The organism is Nonomuraea sp. NPDC051941, from assembly GCF_044593615.1.
The window spans coordinates 27,396-49,133 of record NZ_JBIUCF010000031.1; the positions used below are offsets into that span (position 1 = coordinate 27,396).

22 protein-coding genes are annotated in these 21,738 nt (G+C 68.7%); 5 read left to right on the forward strand and 17 right to left on the reverse strand.

Going from position 1 to position 21,738, the window contains the following annotated elements:
• From ACIHFD_RS40620 to ACIHFD_RS40645, 6 genes are all read right to left on the reverse strand, one after another.
• A complete protein-coding gene (locus ACIHFD_RS40620) occupies positions 1–1,641 on the reverse strand; it encodes an acetolactate synthase (protein ID WP_397371462.1) in 1,641 nt (546 codons plus the stop codon).
• Between the two features lie 49 nt (positions 1,642–1,690).
• The gene (locus tag ACIHFD_RS40625; RefSeq protein ID WP_397371463.1) at positions 1,691–2,470 is read right to left on the reverse strand and encodes a DUF4097 family beta strand repeat-containing protein; all 780 of its coding nucleotides are present in this window, start codon (positions 2,468–2,470) and stop codon (positions 1,691–1,693) included.
• Positions 2,467–3,123: a response regulator transcription factor gene (locus ACIHFD_RS40630; RefSeq protein ID WP_350729282.1), complete on the reverse strand. Its 657-nt coding sequence runs from the start codon at positions 3,121–3,123 to the stop codon at positions 2,467–2,469. Before ACIHFD_RS40630 ends, ACIHFD_RS40625 begins: the two co-directional genes overlap by 4 nt.
• On the reverse strand, positions 3,114–4,277 hold the full coding sequence (locus ACIHFD_RS40635) for a histidine kinase (protein ID WP_397371464.1): 1,164 nt from the start codon (positions 4,275–4,277) through the stop codon (positions 3,114–3,116). The genes ACIHFD_RS40630 and ACIHFD_RS40635 overlap by 10 nt, the downstream gene beginning before the upstream one ends.
• A 77-nt stretch (positions 4,278–4,354) precedes the next feature.
• Entirely contained in the window at positions 4,355–5,065 is a 711-nt protein-coding gene (bioD, locus tag ACIHFD_RS40640) for a dethiobiotin synthase (protein WP_397371465.1), read from the reverse strand.
• Between the two features lie 61 nt (positions 5,066–5,126).
• Positions 5,127–5,846, reverse strand: coding sequence for a GntR family transcriptional regulator (locus ACIHFD_RS40645; protein ID WP_350729287.1), 720 nt, complete (start codon positions 5,844–5,846; stop codon positions 5,127–5,129).
• 481 nt (positions 5,847–6,327) lie between these two features.
• On the opposite strand from ACIHFD_RS40645, the gene ACIHFD_RS40650 reads away from it, so the two are divergent.
• Positions 6,328–7,797 (forward strand): histidine kinase N-terminal domain-containing protein, encoded by a 1,470-nt coding sequence (locus ACIHFD_RS40650; RefSeq protein WP_350729291.1) that lies wholly within the window; start codon positions 6,328–6,330, stop codon positions 7,795–7,797.
• A gap of 245 nt (positions 7,798–8,042) precedes the next feature.
• Here ACIHFD_RS40650 and ACIHFD_RS40655 read toward each other — a convergent pair whose 3' ends face one another.
• Positions 8,043–8,297, reverse strand: coding sequence for a WhiB family transcriptional regulator (locus tag ACIHFD_RS40655; protein WP_185068358.1), 255 nt, complete (start codon positions 8,295–8,297; stop codon positions 8,043–8,045).
• 270 nt (positions 8,298–8,567) lie between these two features.
• Positions 8,568–9,524: a diacylglycerol kinase family protein gene (locus tag ACIHFD_RS40660; protein WP_350729293.1), complete on the reverse strand. Its 957-nt coding sequence runs from the start codon at positions 9,522–9,524 to the stop codon at positions 8,568–8,570.
• A gap of 88 nt (positions 9,525–9,612) precedes the next feature.
• Between ACIHFD_RS40660 and ACIHFD_RS40665 the strand changes: the two genes are divergently transcribed.
• Positions 9,613–9,996 carry a hypothetical protein gene (locus ACIHFD_RS40665; protein WP_350729295.1) on the forward strand — a complete coding sequence of 128 codons (384 nt, stop codon included), beginning with the start codon at positions 9,613–9,615 and terminating at the stop codon, positions 9,994–9,996.
• Here the strand turns inward: ACIHFD_RS40665 and ACIHFD_RS40670 are convergent.
• From ACIHFD_RS40670 to sodN, 3 genes are all read right to left on the reverse strand, one after another.
• A complete protein-coding gene (locus tag ACIHFD_RS40670; RefSeq protein ID WP_176573444.1) occupies positions 9,993–10,772 on the reverse strand; it encodes an RNA polymerase sigma factor SigF in 780 nt (259 codons plus the stop codon). The genes ACIHFD_RS40665 and ACIHFD_RS40670 overlap by 4 nt on opposite strands.
• A 17-nt stretch (positions 10,773–10,789) precedes the next feature.
• Entirely contained in the window at positions 10,790–11,215 is a 426-nt protein-coding gene (locus ACIHFD_RS40675; protein ID WP_127936220.1) for an anti-sigma factor, read from the reverse strand.
• 127 nt (positions 11,216–11,342) lie between these two features.
• Entirely contained in the window at positions 11,343–11,744 is a 402-nt protein-coding gene (sodN, locus tag ACIHFD_RS40680; protein WP_350729297.1) for a superoxide dismutase, Ni, read from the reverse strand.
• Positions 11,745–11,761: 17 nt separating this feature from the next.
• Here sodN and ACIHFD_RS40685 point away from each other — a divergent pair, with 17 nt between their 5' ends.
• Complete coding sequence (locus ACIHFD_RS40685; protein WP_363976621.1) at positions 11,762–12,127, forward strand: S24 family peptidase; 366 nt, start codon at positions 11,762–11,764, stop codon at positions 12,125–12,127.
• On the opposite strand, the gene ACIHFD_RS40690 is transcribed toward ACIHFD_RS40685, so the two are convergent.
• The 4 genes from ACIHFD_RS40690 to ACIHFD_RS40705 all read right to left on the reverse strand — a co-directional run bounded on the left by ACIHFD_RS40690 (position 12,124) and on the right by ACIHFD_RS40705 (position 15,196).
• Entirely contained in the window at positions 12,124–12,549 is a 426-nt protein-coding gene (locus ACIHFD_RS40690) for a CGNR zinc finger domain-containing protein (RefSeq protein ID WP_355205127.1), read from the reverse strand. The genes ACIHFD_RS40685 and ACIHFD_RS40690 overlap by 4 nt on opposite strands.
• Positions 12,550–12,767: 218 nt before the next feature.
• Entirely contained in the window at positions 12,768–13,511 is a 744-nt protein-coding gene (locus tag ACIHFD_RS40695) for an amino acid ABC transporter ATP-binding protein (protein ID WP_397371466.1), read from the reverse strand.
• Positions 13,508–14,335, reverse strand: coding sequence for an amino acid ABC transporter permease (locus tag ACIHFD_RS40700; RefSeq protein WP_397371467.1), 828 nt, complete (start codon positions 14,333–14,335; stop codon positions 13,508–13,510). The genes ACIHFD_RS40695 and ACIHFD_RS40700 overlap by 4 nt, the downstream gene beginning before the upstream one ends.
• Before the next feature lie 3 nt (positions 14,336–14,338).
• Positions 14,339–15,196: an ABC transporter substrate-binding protein gene (locus tag ACIHFD_RS40705; RefSeq protein ID WP_397371468.1), complete on the reverse strand. Its 858-nt coding sequence runs from the start codon at positions 15,194–15,196 to the stop codon at positions 14,339–14,341.
• Positions 15,197–15,474: 278 nt separating this feature from the next.
• Here ACIHFD_RS40705 and ACIHFD_RS40710 point away from each other — a divergent pair, with 278 nt between their 5' ends.
• Positions 15,475–16,671, forward strand: a complete 1,197-nt coding sequence (locus tag ACIHFD_RS40710; protein ID WP_397371469.1) for an NADP-dependent malic enzyme — start codon at positions 15,475–15,477, stop codon at positions 16,669–16,671.
• 156 nt (positions 16,672–16,827) lie between these two features.
• Complete coding sequence (locus tag ACIHFD_RS40715) at positions 16,828–18,186, forward strand: hypothetical protein (RefSeq protein ID WP_350729309.1); 1,359 nt, start codon at positions 16,828–16,830, stop codon at positions 18,184–18,186.
• Between the two features lie 65 nt (positions 18,187–18,251).
• Here the strand turns inward: ACIHFD_RS40715 and ACIHFD_RS40720 are convergent, their stop codons facing one another.
• A complete protein-coding gene (locus tag ACIHFD_RS40720) occupies positions 18,252–19,796 on the reverse strand; it encodes a trypsin-like serine peptidase (protein ID WP_397371470.1) in 1,545 nt (514 codons plus the stop codon).
• Between the two features lie 174 nt (positions 19,797–19,970).
• The gene (locus ACIHFD_RS40725; RefSeq protein WP_397371471.1) at positions 19,971–21,572 is read right to left on the reverse strand and encodes a hypothetical protein; all 1,602 of its coding nucleotides are present in this window, start codon (positions 21,570–21,572) and stop codon (positions 19,971–19,973) included.
• Positions 21,573–21,738: the final 166 nt, after the last annotated feature.

Below are 21,738 nucleotides of genomic sequence, written 5' to 3' on the forward strand. Positions count from 1 at the left end.
TCACACCCCCGTGGTGCTGCGGGGGTAGGCGACCTGCGGGTCGGTGGCGATGTTCACCATGTACGGGATGCCGGAGTCGAACGCCCTGCGCAGCGCCGGCCCGATCTCCGACGGCTTGGTGACCAGCTCGCCGCCTCCGCCCAGCGCGGTCACGACCTGGTCGTAGCGGCACTGCGGCTGGAGCTCGGCGGCCACGTCGTAGCCGTACAGGAGCTGCATGGGGTGCTTCTCCAGGCCCCAGATGCCGTTGTTGCCGCAGATCATGACGACGGGCAGCTTGTGGCGGACGAGGGTGTCGACGTCCATGAGCGAGAACCCGGCGGCGCCGTCGCCCAGCAGCAGCACCACCTGCGAGGACGGCCTGGCCAGGCGGGCGGCGACGGAGTAGCCCAGGCCGGTGCCGAGGCAGCCGTACGGGCCGGGGTCGAGCCAGTTGCCCGGCTGCTTCGGCTCGACGTACTTGCCCGCGTAGGAGACGAAGTCGCCGCCGTCGCCGATCACCACGGCGTCGTCGGCCAGGACCTTGCCCAGCTCGCCGTACACGCGCATGGGGTGGATCGGGTCGGAGTCGGAGGCCAGCAGCTCGGCGTCGCCCGCGATGGCCGCAGCGGCCGTGTCGGCCAGCTTCGACACCCAGGAGGCGTACGCGTCGGGTTTGACCCCGGCGTCGCCGCAGGCGGTGCCGAGGCTCCAGAGCACCACGGACAGATCGCCCGCGGCGGACGCGGCCGGCTGCATGTGCGTGGCCAGCTGCGAGGGCGCGTCGGCGATGTGGACGACCCGGGCCAGCGCGTCCTTGCTGCCGAACCAGCCGTAACCCAGGCGGAAGTCGAGCGGCGTGCCGATCACGATGACCAGGTCGGCCTGCTTGAGGGCCAGGCCGCGGGCCCGCGTGACCAGCAGCTCGTGGCCCGAGGGCAGGACGCCGCGGCCCTGGCCGTTGGGGATGACCGGCAGCCGCCACGTCTCGGCGAAGTCGCGGGCGGCCTCCTCGGCCCGGTCCATCCACACGTCGGACCCGTAGACCAGCACGGGCCGCTCGGCCTCGGCCAGCAGCCGCGCGATGGCGGCCAGGTCGTCGGGGTCGGGTTCGAGCGGCGACGGCGTCTGCGTTCGCACCTCGTGCGTGGGCGAGGGGGAGAACAGGTGGTCCATGTAGAAGTCGAGGAAGACCGGGCCGCGGTGGGGTGCGACCGCGGTGCGGAAGGCCATCTCGACGTCCTGGCCGATGGACTCGGCGTCGGTCGCGGTGAACGACAGCTTCGTGATCGGCTTGAGCAGCGGCGGGTGGTCCAGCTCCTGGAGGGCGCCGCTGCCCCAGCGCGACTGGGGCGCCCGGCCGCCCATGACGACGACGGGGGAGCCGTTGAAGTGGGCGGTCGCGACGCCGCTGACGCCGTTGGTGATGCCGGGGCCCGCGGTCAGCACGGCCAGGCCCGGTCTTCTGGTCAGCCGGGCGGTCGCCTCGGCGGCGAAGACCGCGCTCTGCTCGTGGCGTACGTCGAGGATGCGCATCTCCTCGTGCACGGCGCCGTCGTAGAGGGGGAAGACGTGCCCTCCCGACAGCGTGAACATGGTCTCGACGCCGTAGGCCTTGGAAACGGCGACAGCGGCGTCACCGGCGTGCTTCGCAGACTCCATGCCGGGAACTTACCAACCAGTCACCAGAGTAAACAGATCTTAAGGATCTTCAGTCGCAGCAGACGGACACCCTGCCCTTCGGCGCCCGCACGACGATCTTCCGCGGTGAGGTGGGGTTCCGAGCGACGTCGACATTGGTGTCGTTCCCCTCCACCGTCACGTCGTAAGCCGTCTTCGGCAGGTCCAGGCTGACGTTGCCCGCCGTCCGCACCACCGCGTTGACGGTCGTGGGGGCGCTGACGAAGGACAGGTTGACGTCCCCCGAGCCGATCTCCACGTCGGCCGCCTCGACGTCGAGCTCCGTGGCATCGACGTTACCGGTGCCGCTCCTGGCCCAGATGGTGCCGGAGAGGTTGTTGACCAGGACGTCGCCGGCGACGGAGGACAGGCGCACCTTGCCGAACAGATCGGTGACGCTGAGCCGCCCGTTGCCCGTACCGGCCTCGACGTCGGTCTCCGGCGGCACGTAGATCACGTAATCGGCCCAGCAGACGGGGCCGTTCGGCTGCTCCTCACCGGGGCAGACGGCGTCGAGCCGCAGGGTGCTGGAACGGACGTCCCAGTCCTCGTTGATGGTCGGCCGGTCCCTCGACCAGCGCAGCGACCTCGCGATGAGCAGCTCGCCCGCCCTGCCCGGCTGGATGGTCAGGTCGACCTGGGTGCCCTTGCCCGCCTTGATGCGTACGTTCTTGTGCTCGAAGGCGATGGACCGCTGCGTGTTCTCCTCCGGCATCCTGGCCCGCGCGACCCCGCGCCAGAGCCCTCCGATGGAGAGCAGCAGGGCGAACGCGGTCGCCACCGCGCCCGCCGCCAGCCACGCGGCTCTCACGGCAGGCTCCTGATCTTGAGGAACTGCAGGACGGCGAGCACGCGCCGGTGGTCGCCCTCGGCCGGCGACAGGTCGAGCTTGCTGAAGATGTTGCCGATGTGCTTGCCGACCGCTCCTTCGCTGAGCACCAGGGACTGGCCGATGCCGGCGTTGGAACGGCCCTCGGCCATCAGCTGGAGCACCTCGTGCTCCCTGGGAGTGAGCCGTTCGAGCGGGTCGCTGTTGCCGCGCAGCAGGAGCTGGGCCACCACCTCGGGGTCGAGTGCGGTGCCGCCGGCGGCCACCCTGCGCAGCGCGTCGATGAACTCCGCCACGTCCGCCACCCGGTCCTTGAGCAGGTAGCCGACCCCGCCCGTCGCGGCCGAGGCGAGGAGCTGGGCGGCGTAGCGCTCCTCGACGTACTGCGAGAGCACCAGGACGGCCAGGCCCGGCTGCTGGCGGCGCAGCACGAGCGCGGCCCGCAGACCCTCGTCGGTGTGCGTGGGCGGCATCCTGACGTCCGTGATGACCAGCTCGGGCTTGTGCTCCGCGGCGGCCCGCAGTAGCCCCTCGGCCTCGTCCACGGCCGCCACCACCTCCATGCCGGAGGCGTCCAGGAGCCTGATCAGGCCCTCGCGCAGCAGCACGGAATCCTCCGCGAGCACTACTCGCACGGCAGGTCCACCTCGATCGTCGTAGGGCCGCCCAGCGGGCTGGACAGCCGGAGCGACCCGTCCACCGCGTCGATCCGCTGGGCCAGGCCGCGCAGCCCCGTACCGCCGTCCAGCCGGGCTCCGCCGCAGCCGTCGTCGTACACGAGCACGTACAGGCGCTCGCGCTCGCGCCGCACGCTCACCTCGGCCTTGGTGGCCGCCGCGTGCTTGGCGATGTTGGTCAGTGCTTCGGACACGATGAAGAACGCCACCGCCTCGATGGTCGGAGTGGCACGCCGTTCGATGTCGACGTGGAGTTTCACGGGGAACGGCGCGCGGGCGGCCACGCCGGACAGCGCCGCGTCCAGGCCCTGGTCGTTCAGGACGGCCGGATGCAGGCCCCGTACGAAGTCGCGCAGCTCCTTGAGCGCCTGCTTGGCCTCCTCGTGCGCCTGCGCGATGGCCTCGCGGGCCGGTTCGGGCAGGTCGGTCAGGGTGGCCCTGGCCAGGCCGAGGTTCATGGCGAGGGAGACGAGCCGCTGCTGGGCGCCGTCGTGCAGGTCGCGCTCGATCCGGCGGCGCTCGGCGTCGGCCGCGTCGATCACCCCGGCCCGGCTCTCCGTCAGCGTCTCGATCCGCTGGCCGAGCTCCGAACGGCTGGGCCCGAGCAGCGTACGCGCCACCGACAGGTCCAGCGCCGCCATGCCGCGCGCCAGCACCGGCGCGAGCAGCAGGAGCACGAGCCCGATCACTATGTAGATCGCCACGACCCTGTTGTCCCTGAGGTCGAACTCCTCGAACTCCATCGGCGGCGGCTGCAACCTCTGCGGCAGGAACGACAGCAACCCCACGATCGCCCCTCCCCACGCCACCGCCACCAGCACCGCGGCCGCGAACCCCACGAACGGCGACAGCAGGTGATAACTGATCTGCCGCCACGTGGCCGGGCTGCGCCAGCTGCTCGGGGAGCGTACGGGCGGGATGTGCGCGCCCAGGAACGCCTCGAACCTGGACCGCTGCACCCTCGTGAACCGCGGCACGCTCCGCATCAGCAGGGGCGGCCACACGGCCAGGACGAGCGTCAGCCCGCCGAGCAGCACTGCGACCGGGAGACCGATCATCACGTGGGCCGTGTCGAGCCACGCCCGCGCCGACCACGGACGGGGGACTTTCATGGCTCAACGGTATTGAGCAGCGGGTGAGACGCGAAATAGCCCTGGTGTGCTGATGAATGGTGGGGTTTTCCCCACCCTCAGAGCGTCGCCTTGAATCCGGCAGGATCGAACGATCCTCCCAACATCGCACCCAACCCTCTCCGCGCCACCTCGGCGAACTCCTCCCCGCCCTTCCCCCCGGCCCCTTCGGGCAGCACCCCGGCCAGCGGCCGCGCGGCCAGCATCTCCAGGTCGCACACGCAGCTCCGCTCGACGATCCCGGGCTCACCGGGCCAGCGCCCGATGACGATCCCCGTCGGCTCGAGCCCTCGGTTCGCCATCGCCTCCAGGGTGAGCGCGGTGTGGTTCACCGCCCCCCGTCCGGGCCGGACCACGACGAGCACCTGCGCGCTCAGGGCCCGGGCGAGGTCCCCGATGGTTCCGCCGTCCTCGTCGAAGCGCTCCAGCAACCCCCCGGTGCCCTCCACGACCACCATTCGGTTGCTCTCAGCGAGCTCCCGTACGAGCTGCCCCACATCGGCCAGCGACACGGGGGGCACCCCGGCGACGCGGGCGGCGGCGGCGGGCGGCAGCGGCTCGGCGAACCGCCGCACCTCGAAGGTCGTGCCGACCCCGGACATCCGGATCACCTGATCCACGTCCCCGGCCTCTCCGGATGTGACCCCGGTCTGCGCGACCTTCACCACGGCTACGGAGGCCCCCCGCCGCCTGGCCAACACCGCCAGCGCCGCCGTCACGACGGTCTTGCCCACGCCGGTATCGGTGCCGGTGATGACGATGACGCTCATGTCACCAGCCTATGAGCATCACCGTAAGAGATCACGGCTGATCACGGCCGGACCGGCGTGGTCAGGGGCGCCGCAGGCGGGTGACGAACTTGTACCGGTCGCCGCGGTAGAGGGATTGGGCCCACTCGACGGGGTTGCCGTCGGCGTCGAAGGCGTGGCGGGTGAGGAGGAGCATGGGGAGTCCGACGTCGACGCCGAGGGCCTTGGCGTCGTACGGGGTGGCCAGGACGGTCTCGATGATCTCCTCGGCGTCCGTGAGCCGGACGTTGTAGGCGTTGTGCAGCGTCTCGTACAGGGACGCGTGCACCTCGAGCTCCCGTCGCAGCCGGGGGAAGCGGCGCGCGGACAGGTGGGTGGTGTCGATGGAGACGGGCTCGCCGTTGGCCAGCCGGAGGCGGTGGATGCGCAGCACGCGGCCGCCCGGGTTGATGGCCAGGCGCCTGGCCAGGGCCTCGTCGGCGGTGATGTAGCCGATCTCGAGTATTTTGGTGTCCGGCTCCAGGCCCGCCGTGCGCAGGTCGCCGATGTACGAGGTGAGCTGCAGCACCTGCGCCACCTTCGGCTGGGCCACGAAGGTGCCCTTGCCCTGGATCCGCAGCAGCCGGCCCTCGACCACGAGCTCGGTCAGCGCCTGCCTGACCGTGGTGCGGGAGGTCTCGAACCGTACGGCGAGCGTGCGCTCCGGCGGCAGTGCCGCGCCGGCGGGCAGGGTCTTCGTGAGCTCGAGCAGGCTGCGTTTGACGTCGTAGTACTTGGGCACGCGGGGGCTGTCGTCTGTCACGCTCTCACCTTCACTTCTGCCACGGCGGTGAGGGCGTGTCTGATCACCGCGAGATCATCGGAACTCACATCAGCCCGAGCGGTCAACCGCGGGCTGTGGCGGCCGACCGGCACCGGGCGGGCACGGTAGCCGGCTCGCACGGATCCGGGCAGCTCAGGCTGATTGTGAAGGATATCCACAGCGGCGAGCGCGATCGCAACCGAGGCCGGTCCGTGATCCGTGTCGGGGTGGAGCCACCTGCCCGTGCCGATCACCTCCGACTCGTCCCGTCTGCGGTTCGAGCAGCTCTCATGGTGTGACGGTTCTCACAATATGAGATTCCCGATATGTCGAGTTGGGTGCACGATGCCGTATATGCCGTCACTGTGCGAACAAGCGGGTGTGCGGCCGTGCCATGCGGAGTCCTGCCCGCGTATCCGGGCGCGCATTCAGCCAGGGAGCCGGTTTGGTTGTTGCAGGGAAAAGCACGCATGATGCACCTGTGCCGACTCTCAGCGACCTCGTAGCCCGCCACACCGCCCTCGACGAGGCGGATCTCGACTGGCTGCACTCGCTGGTCTCCGACTGGCAGCTGCTGGCCGACCTGTCGTTCGCCGATCTCATCCTGTGGGCGCCGCTGCTGGGGGAGAGCGGCTGGATCGCGATCGCGCAGATGCGACCGACCACCGGCCCCACCGTCTACCACGACGACATCGTCGGCAGCGTCGCCGCCAAGGGAGAGCGCCACCTCATCGACACCGCCTGGAACGAGCGGCGCATCTGCCGCGAGGGCGATCCCGACTGGTCCACGGGGGTCCCGGTGCGCGAGGAGACCATCCCCGTGCGGCGGACCGTCGAGGGAGGCGAGGGCCGGTTCCTGGCGGTGATCCAGCGCTCCACGAACCTCTCCTCCGCCCGCACCCCGTCGCGCCTGGAGCTGACCTACCTCCAGAGCGCCTCCGACCTGGCGCAGATGGTGGCCGAGGGCCGCTTCCCGTTCTCGGGCGAGGAGCCGATCCTGGTGCGCTCGCCGCGCGTCGGCGACGGCCTGCTGCGGCTCGACCGGGCCGGGCGCGTCACGTACGCCTCGCCGAACGCCCTGTCCGCCTACCGGCGGCTCGGCCTGCACGCCGACCTGGTCGGGGCCGAGCTGGGCCGGGTCACCGCGACGCTCTGCTACTCCGACGAGCCGATCAACGAAGATCTCATGATCGTGGCCAGCGGGCGCGCGGCCAAGGAGACCGAGGTCGAGTCGGGCGGCACGATCGTGCAGCTCAGAGCCATTCCGCTGATCGTCGGCGGCGGCCGCATCGGCGCGCTCGTGCTCATCAGGGACGTGACCGAGCTGCGGCGCCGCGAGCGCGAGCTGATGACCAAGGACGCCACGATCCGCGAGATCCACCACCGGGTGAAGAACAACCTGCAGACCGTGGCCGCGCTGCTCCGCCTGCAGGCCAGGCGGCTGCAGGTGCCGGAGGGCCGGGAGGCGCTGGAGGAGGCGGTGCGCCGGGTCGGGTCGATCGCGATCGTGCACGAGACGCTGTCCCACGCGCCCGAGGAGTTCGTGGACTTCGACGAGATCGCCGACCGGGTGTTCGCGATGGCGGGGGAGGTGTCGGCCGCGGAGGTGGCCGTCACGCCGCGCCGCGTCGGGGGCTTCGGCGTGCTGCCTTCGCTCATCGCCACGCCGCTGGCCATGGCGCTGACCGAGCTGTTGCAGAACGCGATGCAGCACGGGCGGCCCAAGCGGCTCGAAGTCGTGGTCGAGCCCGAGCCCGACCGGCTCAACGTCACGGTGTGGGACGACGGCCGCGGGCTTCCGGCCGGCTTCGACCTCGACACTTCCACCAGCCTGGGGCTGCAGATCGTCCGCACGCTGGTCGAAGGGGAGCTTTCCGGCCGGCTGTCCATCGAGCCGCGGCTCGAAGGGGGTACGGAGGTCACGCTGTCGATCCCGCTCCCGGCGGCCTGATCCCGGTTCGTACGCGTCCGTCGGGGTTCGACGGGAGTACGAGGGCTCGGCGCGTCGGGTGCGGGCATGTCGAACGGCGGCGGTGCGTCGGCCGGGGTGACGGCTTGGGCGCTGGCGCGTCCGGCGGGTGGCGCGGCGGCCGGCGGCGACGCATCGGGGCGAGGAGGGTGCGGCGGCGCGCGAGCCGATCGGGGCTCGGGCGACGCGGGGTCAGATGGTGGTGGAAATCAGATGACGGTGGCGGGTCAGGCGGTGAGGCGGGCGCGGTGGCGAGCGGTGCGGCGCTTGAGAGCGCGACGCTCGTCCTCGCTGAGGCCGCCCCAGACGCCGGCGTCCTGTCCGGACTCCAGCGCCCACTTCAGGCAGGCTTCGACGGCCGAGCAGGAACGGCAGACCTGCTTGGCTTCTTCGATCTGCATGAGTGCCGGGCCGGTGTTGCCGATCGGGAAGAACAGCTCGGGGTCCACGTCACGGCAGGCAGCTCGGTGGCGCCAGTCCATGCGTCCACTCCTTAGTAGATGGAGCCTCTGGTCGGCTCCGTGCGGCTACTACTTTGTGAAGAGTTTCACTAACTCGCGCGAACAAGACCCGGACCTGTGAGGACCGGGATCGCTCGCTGACACTCGGAGAACCTTGGGGTTGTTAAAGGTCCTACGTTCCGACGTCAGTCTTGAGACTGTCAGCCACGCTGAGTGCACGCAAGAGGGTTGACGGGAAGTTTTGGGTGTTATGGCTGTCGGATGCGTCACACAATGACCGAATGTAACCACCTAGACCAAAACTTGTAACGCGTTCGGTGTAGACCGGAATGTTACGGTTTCGTATTCGCCCAGGTAGTCCCCGTCCAGCTGGAAGGCCACGGGGCGTTCCGCGGTGAGTGTGAACTCGGCCTCGTCGTGGAGCTGTACGAGGTGCCGGCCGCCCGGAAGGGCGTCACTCTCCGTGAGAATCTGTCGGATCACTGACGCCATGGACATCGGTCCCATCCGGCGCAGCCCGAGAAGGTCGAGCCCGGTCTCGAAGCTCGCCCACGGGGTCGGGTGCACGGGCCTGGTGCCGACGTACGTCCATGGAGAGGTGTTGGAGATGATCGCCATGAACAGCCCGCGGGCCGTCGGGATCCCCGGACCGGTCAGGGTCATCGCTGGATGCCGTTTGTCCGTGGCCAGATAGTGCCGTAGAGCGGTGTTCACGTACCGTGTAGGCGTGGCTTTACGGCCCGTTCCCCTGAGGCCTTCCACGGCCCGTACAACCTCTGCGTCGTATCCCATGCCCGAGCAGAAGGTGAAGTAGCGGCTCTGGCCTTCCCATAGGGCCTGCCCCAAACCCACGGTCCTGCGGCGGCCGTCCCTGAGCGCCTCCAGCACCGCCCCCGTGGACTCCACCGGGTCGTTCGGCAGCCCCAGAGCGCGGGCGAACACGTTCGCGCTGCCCCCGGGGATGACGACGAGCGCGGGCCGGCCCTCGCTGCCGGGCGGGACGTCGCCGCCGTTCACCGGGTTGAGCAGGCCGTTCACGGTCTCGTTGATCGTCCCGTCGCCGCCGAGCACCGCCACGACGTCGTATCCCTTGGCCCGCGCGGTGGCGGCCAGCGCCGCGGCGTGCCCGCGGTAGCGGGTCTCCTCCACCGCCAGCTCCACGGCCGCGCCGAGCGCGCGGATCAGCACGTCACGCGTACGGGCGTTCGTGGTGGTGGCCTTGGGATTCACCAAGAGCATGGCGCGCATATCGCCAGCGTATCCGCTGGACTTGTGGGTGTTATCGGCCGAACGTCCTATTTCTCGGACCGGGTGACCCGAGGGGTAGGGTACGGGCGTGAATCGTCGTCCGGTCACCCTCGTCATCGCCGCCGCCATCGTCGCCCTGGAAGGCCTGGTGGCGCTCGGCCTCGGCATCTACGTGGCCGTGGAGACCCTGGTCAGCACCCCGGACAACCTGACCACCGCCATCGCCGAGTCGGCGTTCGGCGTGCTGGTCGGAGCGGGGCTGCTCTGGGTGGCGTGGGGCGGGCTGTTCAGGATGGAGCGGTGGGGGCGGTCGCCCGGCGTCCTGACGCAGATCTTCATGGTGCCGATCTCCGTCACGCTCATCCAGTCAGGCCAGCCCCAGCTCGGGATCCCGCTGATCGTGATCGCGGTGGCGGGGTTGGCGACGCTGCTGGCGCCGCCCACCACGCACGCCCTCTACGGAGACGGCTAGTCTTCGGCGGTCAGACCCTCGCGCAGCTGCGCGAGGGTGCGGGCCAGCAGGCGCGAGACGTGCATCTGCGAGATGCCCAGCTCGGTGGCGATCTGCGACTGCGTCATATTGCCGAAGAAGCGCAACAACAGGATGCGCTTCTCCCGCGGCGGCAGCCGTTCGAGCAGCGGTTTCAGCGACTCGCGGTATTCGACGCCCTCGAGCGACTCGTCCACGATGCCGAGCGAGTCGGACACCGCGGGGGCGTCGTCGTCGCCGGAGTCGGGCGCGTCGAGCGACACGGTCGAGTAGGCGTTGGCCGACTCGAGGCCCTCGAGCACCTCCTCCTCGGTCATCTTGAGGTAGGACGCCAGCTCGGCGACCGTCGGCGCGCGGCCCTCGCGCTGCGAGAGATCGCTTATCGCCTTGGTCAGCGAGAGCTTCAGCTCCTGCAGCCGGCGCGGGACGCGGACAGCCCAGCCCTTGTCGCGGAAATGGCGCTTGATCTCACCGACGATCGTGGGCGTGGCGTACGTGGAGAACTCCACGCCGCGGTTGAGGTCGAACCGGTCGATGGACTTGATCAGGCCGATGGTGGCGACCTGGGTCAGGTCGTCGAGCCACTCGCCCCTGTTCCGAAAGCGGCGGGCCAGGTATTCGACCAGGGGAAGGTGAAGCTCGACCAGCTCGTCTCTGATGCGCTGGCGGCGCGGCTCCTCGGGGCCCAGCTCGGCCAGCTCGGCGAAGAGCATGCGGGCACGCACCCGGTCGGGCACGGCGTGTTCGCTGGTGGCCATGGCTCCAGTCCTTTCCGTCACGCCGGCCTCGCTGCGCCTCGGCGCTTACGCAGGACGATAGCCATGCGATCTGGGGAGTCGGTCACCGCGTCGACGTCGTCGGCCAAGGCGGTCAGCACCATCCAGGCGAAGTCATCGCGTTTGGGCGCGGAGCTTCCGACCGTGGCCACTTCGACCCTGACCTGCATCTCATGCCCGGTCAGCTCGAACTCGGCGGTGAGGTCGGTGCCGGGCACCGCCTCGCTCAGCAGCATGGCGCACGCCTCGTCGACCGCGATCCGTAGATCCTCGATCTCGTCGAGCGTGAAGTCCAGCCGCGCCGCCAGCCCGGCGGTAGCCGTACGCAGCACAGACAGGTAGGCACTGGCGGCGGGGAGCCTGATGCTCACCACGTCGCGGATGCCGGCCACGCCCTCCGCGCGCGTCTCGGTTTCCTCGGTCACGTTCCTCCTCGCGTTTCCGACGCCAACTGCAACTTACCGCCCCTGGGAGGTGCTTGGACGATTCAGACTCGCCATCAACGGAAAAGGCTCTGTACGGCTGCTGCCGTACAGAGCCTTATGTGCCGTTTTAGGCGGCCTTGGTCTCCCAGAAGATCTTGGAGATCTCGTCGATCTTGCCCAGCAGGTCCTCGGCCTTGGCGACGTCGACCGTGCCCTTGGCGCCGGCGGCGCCCGCGAGCTTGGTGGCGTCCCAGAAGAGCTGGTGAAGCTGAGGGTACTGCTCCAGGTGCGGCGGCTTGAAGTAGTCGGTCCAGAGCACCCACAGGTGGTGCTTGACCAGCTCGGCCCGCTCCTCCTTGATGGACAGCGCGCGGGCGCGGAAGACCGCGTCCTCGTTGGCCGCGTACTTTTCCATGATCGCCTTGACCGACTCGGCCTCGATGCGGGCCTGAGCGGGGTCGTAGACCCCGCAGGGCAGGTCGCAGTGTGCGGAAGCGACATGCTTGGGTCGTAGCAGTCGTGCGAGCATCAGAAAGTCCTTCCTTGATGCTGAATCAGCTTGGTCCACAACCGACCTTACTCGGGTCCCAACGCCTGCGGAGTAGGGGGTCACAGCCCATGAGAGTGCGTGTCGAGGGCGATTCGATGCGCCCCGCGCTGGTTCCCGGCGACTGGCTCCTCGTACGCAGGGGCGCCACCGTGCACCCGGGAGATCTCGTGGTGGCGAGACTTCCCGGTGATCCCGAGCAGCTCATCGTGAAACGGGCGCAGTGGCACGGACAGGACGGATGGTGGCTGGAGAGCGACAACCAGCGGGCCAGCGGGCGGCGTGACAGCTGGGACTTCGGGCCGGTCCACGACATCGTCGGACGGGTCGTGCTGCGTTACTGGCCCCTCCTGCGGCGGCGTTAGGAGCCGTTGCGCCGGCGGGCGCGGAAGGCGGCGACGTTCGCGCGGCTGGCGCAGCGGGAGGAGCAGTAGCGGCGCGAACGGTTGGACGAGGTGTCGAGGAACGCCTTGCCGCAGCGCGGCTCCTGGCACCGGCCGAGCCGGTCCGCGCCCAGCTCCGCCACGACCGCGGCCAGGCCCATCACGGCGCAGGCGGCGGAGTCCTCGGCCAGGTGGAGGTGCCAGCCCCCGCCGTCGTGGTCGGTGAGCTGGGGGCGTACGGGATAGCGCACGAGCAGGGCGTTGAGCCGCGCGGCCACGGCCCGTTCGTCGTCGGCCTCGTCGAAGGCGGCGGCCAGCTCGTCGCGCAGCGGCCTCAGCTCCGGCGGCGGGTCGGGATCGTTGACCAGCCGGACGGCCCACTCGGCGTAAGAGGTGAGGTCCATGCGGGTGTATTACATCACGGGCCACGCCGAACGGGGCCGGGTCTTCCGGCGGGGAGTGCGGTCAGGCGCGGCTGAGAAGGCGTTTCAGGGGCCGTGCGCGCCGCCGGGTAAAGAGGGCCCTGGGCGGAGCTTCGAGGCGTACATGGGGCGCTGGGTCCGGTGGGCGGGGCGCTCCGTACGGTGGTACGGGCGGATGCGCCCCGCCGTGCCTGCCGGGCCTACTCCTCGGGGTGCAGGACCCGGTGGAGGAAGGCGCGCGTGCGTTCCTGCTGCGGGTCGCCGATCACCTGCGCCGGCTCGCCGTCCTCGACGATCACGCCGCCGTCCATGAACACCACCCGGTCGGCCACCTGCCGCGCGAACCCCATCTCATGGGTGACCACCAGCATGGTCATGCCCTCCTCCGCCAGCTTCCGCATGACGGTGAGCACGTCTCCCACCAGCTCGGGGTCGAGCGCCGAGGTGGGCTCGTCGAACAGCATCAGGTCCGGGTTCATGGCCAGCGCCCGGGCGATCGCCACCCGCTGCTGCTGGCCGCCCGAGAGCTGCGCCGGGTAGGCGTCGCACTTGGCGCCGACGCCGACCTTGTCCAGGTTCTCCCTGGCGACGACCTCGGCTTCCTTCTTGCCCCGCTTCAGCACCCGCTGCTGGGCGATCATCACGTTCTGCAGCGCGGTCATGTGCGGGAACAGGTTGAACTGCTGGAAGACCATGCCGATGCGGCGGCGTACGGCGTCGATGTCCACATCGGGGTCGGTGAGCTCGACGCCCTCCACGAACACCTTGCCCTTGGTGGGCACCTCCAGCAGGTTCACGCAGCGCAGCAGGGTGGACTTGCCCGAGCCGGACGGGCCGATGACGCAGACCACCTGCCCGGGATCGATGGTGAAGTCGATGCCCTTGAGCACCTCGTTGGTGCCGAAGTGCTTGTGCAGGTCCCTGATCTCGACGGCGTGCGTCATCGCGCCCTCCCCGCTCGTGCCTCCAGCCGTCGCACCAGGTAGCCCAGCGGGATCGTGACGATGAGGTACGTCACGCCGGCGACCATGATGGGCGTGGCGTTGGACTGCTCGGAGGACAGGTCGTTGCCGAACTTGGCCAGCTCCACGTACTCGCCGGAGACCCCCAGGAAGAGGATCAGCGACGAGTCCTTGAGCAGCGCGATGAACTGGTTGGTGGTCGGCGGGATCACGATGCGGACCGCCTGCGGGATCACCACGGTGAACAGGGCCCGGCCCGCGGACATGCCGAGCGACCTGGCCGCCTCGGTCTGCCCCTTGGGCACGGCCTGCAGACCGGCGCGGAAGACCTCCGCCTGGTAGGCCGAGCCGACCAGGGTGAGTCCGAGGATGCCCTCGCCGTACTTGCCTCCGGGCACCTCGAATCCGGGGAGCGCGATGGGGAGGAAGAGGATCAGCAGGAAGATCAGCAGCGCGGGGAGCCCGCGGAAGATCTCGATGTAGACGCCGGCGATCCAGCGGTAGGGGCGGACCTGTGACAGCCGCATGAGCGCGAGAACGAGGCCGAACACGAAGGAGAAGAAGAAACCGCCCACCGAGTAGATGATCGTGTTCTTCAACGCGATCGTGAACAGCTCGGGGAAGGCCTTCTCCGCGATGTCCGGCCTGGCGAAGTTCTCCGCCAGGCTCGTCCAGTCCGCGTAGAGGACGAGCGCGACGACCGCGACGACCAGGACGGCGTACTGGACGCCGCGGACGATGCGTTGTCTCTTCCGAGGGCTGAGCCCGGCGCGCGCGGGCTCAGCCGTCTTCGGCTGGTCGGCCATGGATCAGCCCAGCTCGCCGGGCTTCTTGCCGAACCACTTCACGTAGATCTTCTCGTAGGTGCCGTCTTGCTTGGCCTTGGCGATCTCTTCATTGATCGTCTTGAGCAGCACCGGGTCGGCGTTCTTCTTCAGGCCGAGGCCGTACTGCTCGCCGGTGTTAAGGCTGCCGATCAGCTCGAACTTCGCGGCGATCTCCGGCTTCTTGAGCCAGGTGAGGACCACGGGGAGGTCCTGGACGATCACGTCGGCCTGGCCGGCCTGCAGGGCCAGCAGCTCCTTGGCGGAGTCGGCGTACTCGGTCGGGTCGAAACCCTGCTTCTTGACGTAGTCGAGGCCCGTGGTGCTGGCCTGGGCGCCCAGCTTGAGGTTCTTGGCCTTGACGTCGGCCAGCGACGTCGCCCCGGTGCCCTTCTTGGCGAGCAGCGCCTGGGTGGCGTCGAAGTACGGGTCGGAGAAGTCGATGTTCGCCTTGCGCTCCGGCGTGATCGTCATGCCGGCGGCGGCCAGGTCGCACTTCTTGGCCGCCATGGCGGCGCCGCTCTTGATCACCGCGAAGTCGATGTCCACGATCTCCTGGGTCACGCCCAGCTTCTTCGCGACAAGGTCGACGATGTCGACGTCGAAACCGACGATCTTGCCGCTCGCGTCCTTGAACTGGAACGGCTCGTACGGGATGTTCGTACAGACTGTGAGCTTGCCAGGCTGCACCAGCTGAACACCGCCGGCTGCGGAGGCGCTCGCGCCGGTCGTGGCGGAGCTCGAGCTGTTGCCGCCGCTCCCGCACGCGGTCAGCGCCAGTGCGGCGGTCAACGCGAGCACGCCGGCGGCATAGCCACGGCGGCCCTTGGGGCTGAGGGCCATGTACGGCCTCCTCGATGTGAAAAGCCAGGAAACTTGCGTTTTGTGCAGTTTAAATGGGGTTTTGCACCGGTCAGCCATCAGACATTTAACGATGCGTCAACGGAACGGCGTCGGCACTGACACCGAGTCCATCTCACCATGTGGCACGATAGGGAGACGGGTGACCCCCGTACCCCTCTGAGACGACCGACGAGGGGATCCTGGCAGCTACCGAGGCCAGCCCGCTCGCGCTCGCCCGCCGAAGGTTTCTTCCGCTCCCGATGACTACAGGGGTCGCTGTGGCTGTCACGCCCGCTTCTGCTTCCGTTCCCGTCGAGCAACTCGATCTCGATCCGGCCTTCGCGCTGCACCGCGGAGGCAAGCTCGAGGTCCGCTCCACCGTTCCCGTCCGCGACGCGGACGATCTCTCCCTCGCCTACACGCCCGGCGTCGCCCGGGTCTGCACCGCCATCGCCGAGACGCCCGCGCTGGTCAACGACTACACCTGGGTCTCCAACGTGGTGGCCGTCGTCTCCGACGGCACCGCCGTGCTCGGCCTGGGCGACATCGGCCCCTCGGCCGCCATGCCGGTCATGGAGGGCAAGGCGCTGCTGTTCAAGCAGTTCGCGAACGTCGACGCCGTCCCCATCTGCCTCGACTGCACCGACGTCGACGCGCTCGTCGAGACCGTCGTGCGCCTCGCGCCGTCGTTCGGCGGCATCAACCTCGAGGACATCAGCGCCCCGCGCTGCTTCGAGGTCGAGGACCGGCTCCGGGGGCTGCTCGACATCCCCGTCTTCCACGACGACCAGCACGGCACCGCCATCGTGGTGCTCGCCGCGCTCCAGAACGCCGCCCGCCTGACCGGGCGCTCGCTCGGCGACCTGCGCGCCGTCGTGGCCGGCGCGGGCGCGTCCGGCGTCGCGGTCTCCCGCATCCTCCTGGAGGCGGGCATCGGCGACATCGCGGTCGCCGACTCCAAGGGCATGATCTACGCGGGCCGTGAGGGGCTCAACCCCGTCAAGGAGGCCCTCGCGCGCGACACCAACCGCGCCGGCCACACCGGCTCGACGGAGGACGCGCTGGCGGGCGCCGACGTGTTCGTCGGGCTGTCCGGGTCGACCGTGTCCGAGGCGGCCATCGCCTCCATGGCGCCCGACGCCATCGTCTTCGCCCTGTCCAACCCCACCCCCGAGGTCCACCCCGAGGTGGCCGCCCGGCACGCCAAGGTCGTGGCCACCGGCCGCTCCGACTTCCCCAACCAGATCAACAACGTGCTGGCCTTCCCCGGCGTCTTCAGGGGCGCCCTCGACGTGCGCGCGTCCGCCATCACCGAGAACATGAAGGTGGCCGCCGCCAACGCGCTGGCCGGCGTCGTCGGCGACGACCTCTCGGCGACGTACGTCATCCCGAGCCCGTTCGACGAGCGCGTCGCGCCCGCTGTGACCGCCGCGGTCGCGGCCCAGGCCCGCGCGGACGGCGTCGCCCGCGTCTGACCTCTTCGTACGGGGGCCTCCTTGGATCAGGGAGGCCCCCGTTTCGTCGTGGAGTTGGTGGTCTCTTTGAGAACCGCCCTGAAACCTTTACTCAAGGTGCTATAACAGTAGCTCTCTGTAAGGTGTGGGCGCCCAACTCCTGTGACGAGGAGAGCGATGGAACGCGAGCCGAACCGACTGCTTCAGCAGCTCATCGCGGAAGCGGGCTTCTCCCACAAAGGACTGGCCAGGTGCCTGAACGATTGGGGAGCCGCCCGTGGCACTCCGGGCCTCAAATACGACCACAGCTCCGTGTTGCGCTGGATCGGTGGTCAGAGGCCACGTGACCCGGTGCCCTACCTGCTCGCGGAGATCTTCGCGATGCGGCTGGGCCGACCGGTTACCTCGGAGGACCTGGGCATGCCGGCGATCCTCACACCCCTCGATCTCGGTCAGGAGTTCACGCACACGTGGCAGGAGGGGGTCGCGACCGTGACTGCGCTATGGCGGGCCGACGTGGAGAGGCGGAGGTTCCTGATCGACTCGACCTTCGCGATAGGAGCGGGCTCCGTGGGAGCCATCCGCTGGCTGACGTCCCCTCCCGGGGGACAGCTGAGCGGCACGGGCGGGCGTCGGGTGGGCCGCGCCGACATCGCCGCCATCCATGAGGTCACCCGATCGTTCGGTGAGCTCGACAACCGTTTCGGCAGCGGCCGGGTCCGCTCGTCCGTGGTCAAATATCTGGACACCGCCGTCTCGCCACTGCTCAAGGACGGCCTGTACGGCGAGTCCACCGGCCGCCGCCTGGCCGCCGCGGCCGCCGAGCTGACCCGCCTGGCCGGCTGGATGGCGTACGACATGGAGCAGCACGGTCTCGCCCAGCGCTACCTCATCCAGGCGCTCCGCCTGGCCAGGAGCGCCGACGACCACACCCTGGGCGGCGAGATCCTGGCCGGCATGGCCCACCAGGCCATCTACATGGGCCAGCCCTCCCACGCCCTCGACCTGGCCCGCTCCGCCCAGATGGCGGCCCGCCGCGCCGGTGTGCACACGCTCCTCGCCTCCGCGCACGTCCTGGAGGCCCACGCCCACGCCGGCCTGGGCGACGCCCGCTCCTGCGGGGTCTCCCTGCACGAGGCGGAGTCCGCCTTCGACGCCCGTAAGCCCGACGACGAGCCGGTCTGGCTCAGCTACTTCGACGAGGCCTACCTGTCGGCGAAGTTCGCCCACTGCTTCCGTGACCTGGGGGAGGGGGAGCGGGCCGTGCGACAGGCCCGGCGCTCGCTCGACATGGACTCCCGCTACGTCCGCGGACGGATGTTCAACCTGTCGCTGCTGGCCGCCGGGCTGCTGCAGTGCGGGGAGCTGGAGGAGGCGTGCTCGGTCGCGGGCACCGCTTTCGCGCTGGCGGGGGAGCTGCAGTCGACCCGGTCGCGGTCGTACGCGGCCGACCTGCGGCGGCGGCTGGAGCCGTACAAGAACGAGCGGGCCGTGCTGGCGCTGCGCGAACGGACGCGGGAGCTCACGCCGGTATGACGCGAAAACGGCCCGGGTGCTTGTCACCCGGGCCGTCCTTCGTGTCGCCGTCTACGTGCTGTCGTCTACTGGAGAAGCTCGCCGTTCGGGCCGACGATCTTCTTGGTCTCCGCGTAGTTGGCCTTGTTGTACACGTCGGCCACCTCACCGTCGAAGATCGCCGAGCTGATGTAGTCGACCCGGCCGTTGCCGTCGTTGTCGTGGAACAGGCTGGTCACGCCGTTGACGTAGCCGGTGCGCTTGTTGTTGTCGTACTTCATGAGCCAGGGGCCGCCGTCGGCGCCGGGGGTCATGGAGCACTTGAGCAGCTGGTGCGTCTCGACCTTGAACGTGTTGACCTGGTAGCTCTTGGTGGCGGTCTTGCCGGAGCACCACTTCGGCGTCACACCGGTGAACGGGCGGTCGCCGTCGGGGTGCGGGGCTGAGGGGTAGCCGAAGACGGTCACCGGCTGGCCGAGGGGCTGGTTCCAGGCCACACCCTGCCCGCCGACGACGTCACCGAGCCGGCCCATGTCCTTGGCGATCCCGAGGATGTAGTGGTCACGGAAGTAGCGGATCGTCTTGCCGGTCTTGACCCACTGCTTGAGGTAGTAGTGGCTCTCGTACCAGGCGATCTCGTTGCCGTTCTTGTCCTTGTCGACCTCGAGCCAGCCGAGGAACTTGCCGTCGGACTTCTCGGCCGCGAGCTTCTTGTAGGTTTCCAGGGAGATGGGAGTCCGCTCGACCTTCTCGTACTGCTCGCCGTTCACGCGGGAGGCGGTGTCCTTGGGAGCGGCTTCGTAGGTGGCCTTGGAGACCTCAACCTTCGTGAGGGTCTTCGCCCCGGGATAGTCGTGGCCGACCTTCTCAGGCGTGAGATCGAAGTCCTTGGACCAGTACGGCCCGAGGGGCCCGTACTTGGCGAAGTTGAGGTCGAACTCGTCCTTCTTGATCTCCTCGTGCTCGACCCACTTGTCACCGCCCCACTTGATGAACTCGCTCCTGGTGACCTCCTTGCGGGCGGCCAGGGTGAAGCCGTTGTGCACCGCGACGAAGGCGAAGTCGCCGTCGTAGTCGTCGTACGTGTCGAGGTCATACGCCGTGAAGGCGTAGGCGCCCACGTAAACACCCCAGGGGGCCTTGCCCTGGTAGTAGCCGGGCACGAAGATCCACTTGTCGTAGACGTCGTCCTTGCCGTTCGCGAAGACGCAGTGGCCCGCGGTGGCGACCAGGTTGCGGTTCCTGGACTGGATGGACGTCGCCGAGCACCAGCGGTAGTTGCCGGACTTGTCGAGGAAGAACACCTTGCCGATGGTCTTGGGCAGGTTGATGTTCTTGGACAACGTCGCCTTGGGGGTGGTGGTCGGGCCGGTCATGCCCGGCTTGCCGTCAGGGGCGCCGTTACTGCCCTTCGACACCAGCTTGGAGACGTTCTTGGCGTCCAGGTTGTACTGGGTGGCCTTGCGCAGGGCGGCTCCGTTGGAGTCGAGCCAGAAGTCGGCCGCACCATACGCGTCGGCGGGCTTCGGCAGGAGATTGTCGGTGGCCCAGCTCGGTGCGGCGGTGGCTGGGACGGCGAGGGCAGCGGCGCTCAGGCAGGCGGCGGCTAGGGGGACGAGCAGGCGCTTCACGGGAGGCTCCACAGTTGTCAAAAAGGGTGTAAAGACACTATCGACCCTTTAGTCACTCTGGTAAGGGTGGTTGCCAGATTTCTCAGCAAAAAGGCCGAAGGGCCCGGCAGGATGCCGAGCCCTTCGGTATTGCTAGAGAACGACGAACAAGTCTTCGTTCCGATCCGCAGCGAACTACGGGATGAGCTTGCCGCTCCACGCAGCCGCAGCGGCCTTGTAGACGACGTTGGTCTCACCGTCGAAGTACGGCGACGTGATCGTGTCGTACCGGTTGTTGCCGTCGGTGTCAGCGATGAGGCTGGTGACACCGTTGACGTAGCCGAGACGCTTGGCGTTGCTGTACTTGTACAGCCACGGGCCGCCGTCGTAGCCACCGGTCACGGTGCACTTCAGACCGACCTGCTCCTCGACCTTGTACTTCGGCACCACGACGTAGTTGGTGGCGGTCTTGCCGTAGCACCACTTCGGCGTGACACCGGTGAAGGGCTTGTTGCCGTCGGGGTGAGCGCCCTGCGGGTAACCGAAGGTCCGGACGTACTTGCCACGCGGCTGGTTCCACGCGAAGCCCTGGCCGCCAACGTTGTCGCCGAGGCGACCAACGCTCTTGACCACGTGCTCGACGACGTAGTAGTCCTCGACCCAGTACTTCACGGAAGCGGTCGCCTTGACCCACTTCTTGACGAAGAACTGCTTCTTGAACCACGCGGTCTCGGTGCCGGCCGCGTTCTTCTCGACACGCAGGGTGCCGAGGAACTTGCCGTCGCCCTTGGCCGCAACCAGCGCGTCGTAGGCTTCCTTGCTGATCGGAACCTCGGTGCTCAGGCGCTCGAACTGCGCGCCGTTGTCGAGACCCGTCGGGGCAGCCTTGTAGGCGGCCTCGGTGACCTCAACGCCGGTCAGCTTGATGCCGTTGAGACCGGTGGCGATGTAGTCCTCGATCTTCGCCGCAGCGTCGGCCGGCTTGGCAACCGTCTCGACCTGGGGGTCAGCGAGCTTGGACTTGTACGGGCCAGCCTCGCCGTACTTGTCGTACCCCTCCGCGAACTCCTTCGCGGTGATGGGGGTCTCCTTGACGTAACCCTTGCCACCCTTGGCGACGTGAGCCTTGTACTCGCTCGCGGTGACCTTGGTCTCCTTGTTGAGCACGCCGCCGATGCCGTCGTAGACGGTGACGAAGGCGTAGTCCCGGTCAAGGTCCTCGTACACGTCGAAGTCGTAGTGGGTGAAGGCCTGCTTACCCACGTACACGCCCCAAGGAGCCTTGCCCTGGTAGTAACCGGGGACGAAGACCCAGCGGGACACGACCTCGTCGTTCGCAGCCAGGTCGTACACGCAGTGACCGGCCGTGGCGACCAGGTTGCGGTACTGCGACTGGATCGAGGTACCGGAGCACCAGTACAGCTTGCCGTCGCGGCCCTCGAAGAAAACCTTACCGATGGTCTTCGGCAGGTTCACGTTCTGAACCTTGACGGTGGTCTTCTTCTCCTCGCCGATGGGGGCGGTCGACCCAGGCTTGGTGTCGTTCGTATACCCACCCTTGGAGGAGATCTTCGAGACCTCGAGAGCGTCGGGCGTGAACGCCACGGCGCCCCTCAGGGCCGCGTTGTTGGACTTGGTCCAGAAGTCCAGGGTCTCGGCTGCCTGGGCCGCCGTCTTGGCGAGCGGGTCGCTAGCGACGGTGTTGTCGGCCTGAGCCTGGGCGGTGCCAGCCAGACCAGCAGCCAGCAGACCAGTGGCCAGAATGGCGCCACCGGCCGGGAGGAGGATGCGCTTCATGGAAACTCCTTGCGCTGTCGTGGAACGCCTCTTGCGTCCCATGCGTCAGTAAAGGGATAGCCAGGAACATACAGTGTGGATCTTGCTCGCGGGTAGCCGCTTTGACAGGAAAAGAGGCGACAAGACGGGCGTGACCGTTCTGTGATGTTTAAACGGCTGATGCGCA